Genomic DNA, 3,952 nt, shown 5'->3' with positions numbered 1-3,952 from the left:
TTGCATCAAGACGAAAAACCTCTTTCATTGTTTGTGGAGAACTCCAATGATACCTGATTTTTTCGTCTTGGTGTTTTTATTTTGGAATTTTATTGAAAGTGGCTAACTTGATTATAAAATTCGCCATCAAAATAAAATCACCTTATTCAGATTATTAGATTACATCACTGCTTATCGGAATAATTAATAATTTTTGAGAGAAGGCTAATGAAACTGAAAAAAGTAATCTTATACATTCATGGAATGGGCGGCAGTGCTGCTGAAGCCAGACGGTTTCAAAGAGATTGTCCAAAAAGTGAAGTTATTGGCATTGATTATGATGGATATCTGCCTTGGCTAGCTCCTAAAAAAATTCGTGAAGTTTACGATGAAATTTCTAAAAAATCTGACCAGATTTCGATAATCGCTAATAGTATCGGCGTTTATTTAGGGATGTTAGCTTTGCAAGATTGTGAACTTGACCAGGCGTTGTTTATCTCTCCAATGCTAGATATGGAAAAATATGTGTTGGATAAATTAACCGCAGCTGGTTTTAGTGAAGCTGATTTGAAATCTCAAAAGGAAATCAAAATCAATCAAAGAGAAATTTTGTCTTATAAGTATTTACAATTTATCAGAGAACATCCTTTGAAATGGGAAGCTCCTACGCAAATTCTTTATGGAGAAAAGGATGATCATACACCGATTTCGGTTGTGAATGAATTTGTAAATAACCATTCGGCTGTTTTGACGGTGATACCAGATGGACAGCATTATTTCCACAATCGGCAGCAGTTGATGTTGCTTGATAAGTGGGTTAAGGAAGTTAATGATGACAACTAATAAAGAAGTCGCACAGAATTTAGAAAAAGTTTCTACTAAATTTTGTGATGAAAACAATGCCGATTCAACAGGCAAAGGTAAGTAAGTCCATATGAGCAGTTTCGGATCTTTTTTAGTATGCGAAAAGGGCCTGCCCGATAATGAACAAATTAAAAAAGATTTTGAACAAGACGATATAAAGCCTAACAAATTGCGTGAAAAGTATGATTTAGACTTAAAATTCAAGGAAGACTTTTTAACGGATAGTGGTGAGGGGCAGAATAAATTTAATCGAGATTTTATGTTTGTAGCTCTTAATGTGGCTGCACGTGCAAACGAACAACTTGTAACCGGATGGAAAAATTTCCATGAGAATCCGATAAATAATAAAAGAGACCAGAATATGGTGAAGTTATATCTTCAAATAAATGATCCTAAGTTTCGAGGGTGCTATGCGACTGACGTGATTAAGCGGGTTGTTGATAGCGATTCTTCTAATGTAGCCAATGATTTTTTTGCCTCCAGAAAAAAAGATAAATCCTTGATATTTGTTGATGATTCAAAAAAATTAGATGAAAAGAGAGCTAAGCAATATATAGCTTGGGATAAAGCAAAACAAGCTAAATCCAAAAAGGGTACTAGAAAGTATCATGATTTAGATGAAAGTCCTGATGTTAGAAAGAATAATATAGAAGTATTTAAAGCTATTGAAGATAATAGGGAAATATTTCAAAAGTCAGCTAATATTTTTGTAGAAGAATGGAAGATAATTCAGCCTAAGCATTTAGTGTTGTTTGGTGGAACGGCTAGAAAATTATTGGTATCTATGAAGGAAACGGATGCTTTTAAGAAATACCCTGAACTTTGTCAATTAGTTGATGATAGCATCGGTGTTTATCATTATTCTTATTTTGGAATTAATTTTGAGAAATGGTTTACCACTCAATGTAAAGATTTGAACGATAAGATTGTTAAAAAGGGTTGGTAATAAGAAATTTAATAGGCATGGCAATCAAACGAAAAATTGATTGCCATGCCTATATTTAGTTTCTACGTTTATATTTTAATAACTTTTTCGCGTTCTATTTTTATAGTGGAAACGAGCTGCGCAGGACAGACACTTCCGGTTAAATCTATTTCACGAATTGCTTTAATCCTCGGTGTCTAAGCGGTCCTGCTCCGCTCTCTGATTTGCTCTAGATTTTTTTCTTCAAATGATACTGTACAACGCCTTTATCAGTATCTTTAACTTTTGATTTTTCATCTTTTGCAAAATAAACTGCGAAGCTTTTATTATCAGTCATATCCTGTGCAATGACTAGGGATGACTCATAGGGATCTTTTGCTTTATAAATTTGTGCTCCACGGACTGCCTCGCCATAATCTTTTGAGTTGGCAATTGCATCACCGGGATTGAAAAATACCATTTCGTCCATAAGTAACACATCCTTTCTCTTTACAAACATTATACAATTATGTGAGCTAATAGAGAAAACAATAACTCAGTTTAGTTGCTTTTATCTTGTTCAAATCTCAGCTATACTATGACATATGGAGGGGTGAAAATGACTAGCGTTGAAGACTATATAAAACAAAATGTTTTCGGTAAGCCACAATTGAAACCTGACGAAAAGAATAAATTTCTTGGTAATTTTGCTGAACGTGTGGCGATTGCCTTAACGGTTGCTCAGTTAAAAAATGATGATAATGAAAAGGTAGTCGAGAATATTATGAAGAAGTATCCTGATTATCATCTTTATCTTAATGGAAAAATAGATTCACATATACTGGATAAATACCTACGTTTGAGTGTAAAATTAAAGTATAAGTTTACAATAGTTTCACAATCGGGTATGCGGAATAAAAACAGTGCCTTAACTGATAATGACATGGGTTTAGTCATCGCAAACGAGGGTAAACCTGTTGATAGACCAGTGCTTATATAATTTTGGAGGACAAATATGTCTAATAATGCATTAGATGAAATTGCTTTACTTTCTTTAAATGGTAACAAGCCATTAGCTAAAAGAATTTCTGATTACATGGGCATTCCATTGTTGGATGCCACAGTTTCACACTTTAGTGATGGTGAAATCAACATCCAAATGAATGAAAGTGTACGTGGGAAAGACGTTTATATCATTCATTCAGTTGCTGACCCAGTTAATGACAACTTCATGGAATTGATGATTGCTGTTGATGCCTTGAGACGTGCAAGTGCTCAAAGCATTACATGTGTCTTGCCATACTTTGCTTACACACGTTCAGATAGAAAGTCTCGTGCCAGAGAACCTATTTCAGCTAAACTGTTCGCAAATATGTTGGAATTAGGAAAAGTTAATCGCGTGATTGCTATCGACATGCATGCCGATCAAATTCAAGGATTCTTCGATATTCCTGTTGATCACTTACGTGCAATGCCAATCTTCGCTAGTTACTTTGAAAAGAAAATCAAGAATCCAGATGATTTCGTTTTTGTAGCCCCTGATCACAATTCAACTAAACGTGCTCGTGCTTTGGCTGAAGTATTTGGTTCACAAATTGCTATCGTTGATCAAAGATCAACTGAAGATGACGACGTTGTTCCTGATATTATCGGTGATGTCGATGGTAAACAATGTGTTATCGTTGATGACTTGATTGATACAGGTACTAGAATGATCAATAGTTCTGAAGCACTTCAAGCTGCAGGCGCAAAGACTATTTCAGCTGTTGCAACGCATCCAATCTTCTCAAAAGATGCTGCTAAGAGACTAGAAGCATCAGATTTGATGGAAGTTCTCGTATCAGATTCAATCGTTATTCCAGATGATTGCAAATTTGATAAATTGAAGATTCTTTCTGTGACAGATCTTGTTGGCGATGCCATAAGAATGACAGAAATGAATGAATCAATCGATTCATTATTTGATGTTCGTAAGAGCTTTACTGTAATTGAATAATTGTTAAAACAAATAGGGTTGATAATCATAAAGGGTTATCAATCCTATTTGCTTATTTATATAAAAATCTGTAAATATTTTATTGGCGAATTTTATAATCAAGTTAGCCACTTTCAATAAAATTCCAAAATAAAAACACCAAGACGAAAAAATCAGGTATCATTGGAGTTCTCCACAAACAATGAAAGAGGTTTTTCGTCTTGATGCAA

5 protein-coding genes are annotated in these 3,952 nt (G+C 34.4%); 4 read left to right on the top strand and 1 reads right to left on the bottom strand.

Annotated features, from left to right (window positions below; translation table 11 throughout):
• The first annotated feature begins 207 nt into the window (after nucleotides 1-207).
• Nucleotides 208-822 carry an alpha/beta hydrolase gene (locus tag FHL05_RS12225; RefSeq protein ID WP_238333952.1) on the top strand — a complete coding sequence of 205 codons (615 nt, stop codon included), beginning with the start codon at nucleotides 208-210 and terminating at the stop codon, nucleotides 820-822.
• A 91-nt stretch (nucleotides 823-913) separates the two neighbouring features.
• Nucleotides 914-1,789, top strand: coding sequence for a hypothetical protein (locus FHL05_RS12220; protein ID WP_153522844.1), 876 nt, complete (start codon nucleotides 914-916; stop codon nucleotides 1,787-1,789).
• Between the two features lie 208 nt (nucleotides 1,790-1,997).
• Here the strand turns inward: FHL05_RS12220 and FHL05_RS12215 are convergent, their stop codons facing one another.
• Nucleotides 1,998-2,237 (bottom strand): hypothetical protein, encoded by a 240-nt coding sequence (locus FHL05_RS12215; RefSeq protein WP_153384821.1) that lies wholly within the window; start codon nucleotides 2,235-2,237, stop codon nucleotides 1,998-2,000.
• A 129-nt stretch (nucleotides 2,238-2,366) separates the two neighbouring features.
• Between FHL05_RS12215 and FHL05_RS12210 the strand changes: the two genes are divergently transcribed.
• Together FHL05_RS12210 and FHL05_RS12205 are read left to right on the top strand one after the other, a co-directional pair.
• Nucleotides 2,367-2,747, top strand: coding sequence for a YueI family protein (locus FHL05_RS12210; RefSeq protein ID WP_153384820.1), 381 nt, complete (start codon nucleotides 2,367-2,369; stop codon nucleotides 2,745-2,747).
• Nucleotides 2,748-2,762: 15 nt separating this feature from the next.
• A complete protein-coding gene (locus tag FHL05_RS12205) occupies nucleotides 2,763-3,743 on the top strand; it encodes a ribose-phosphate diphosphokinase (protein ID WP_153384819.1) in 981 nt (326 codons plus the stop codon).
• The last annotated feature ends 209 nt before the right edge of the window (nucleotides 3,744-3,952 follow it).

The organism is Companilactobacillus halodurans (genome assembly GCF_009600995.1).
GTDB lineage: Bacteria > Bacillota > Bacilli > Lactobacillales > Lactobacillaceae > Companilactobacillus > Companilactobacillus halodurans.
Note: the sequence above shows the minus strand (reverse complement) of the source record. Positions and strands in the feature narration are given on the sequence as shown.

Excerpts from the sequence above, each read along its gene's own strand:
- FHL05_RS12225 (WP_238333952.1), top strand. The coding sequence starts at position 208 with ATGAAACTGAAAAAAGTAATCTTATACATTCATGGAATGGGCGGCAGT.
- FHL05_RS12220 (WP_153522844.1), top strand. The coding sequence starts at position 914 with ATGAGCAGTTTCGGATCTTTTTTAGTATGCGAAAAGGGCCTGCCCGAT.
- FHL05_RS12215 (WP_153384821.1), bottom strand. The coding sequence starts at position 2,237 with ATGGACGAAATGGTATTTTTCAATCCCGGTGATGCAATTGCCAACTCA.
- FHL05_RS12210 (WP_153384820.1), top strand. The coding sequence starts at position 2,367 with ATGACTAGCGTTGAAGACTATATAAAACAAAATGTTTTCGGTAAGCCA.
- FHL05_RS12205 (WP_153384819.1), top strand. The coding sequence starts at position 2,763 with ATGTCTAATAATGCATTAGATGAAATTGCTTTACTTTCTTTAAATGGT.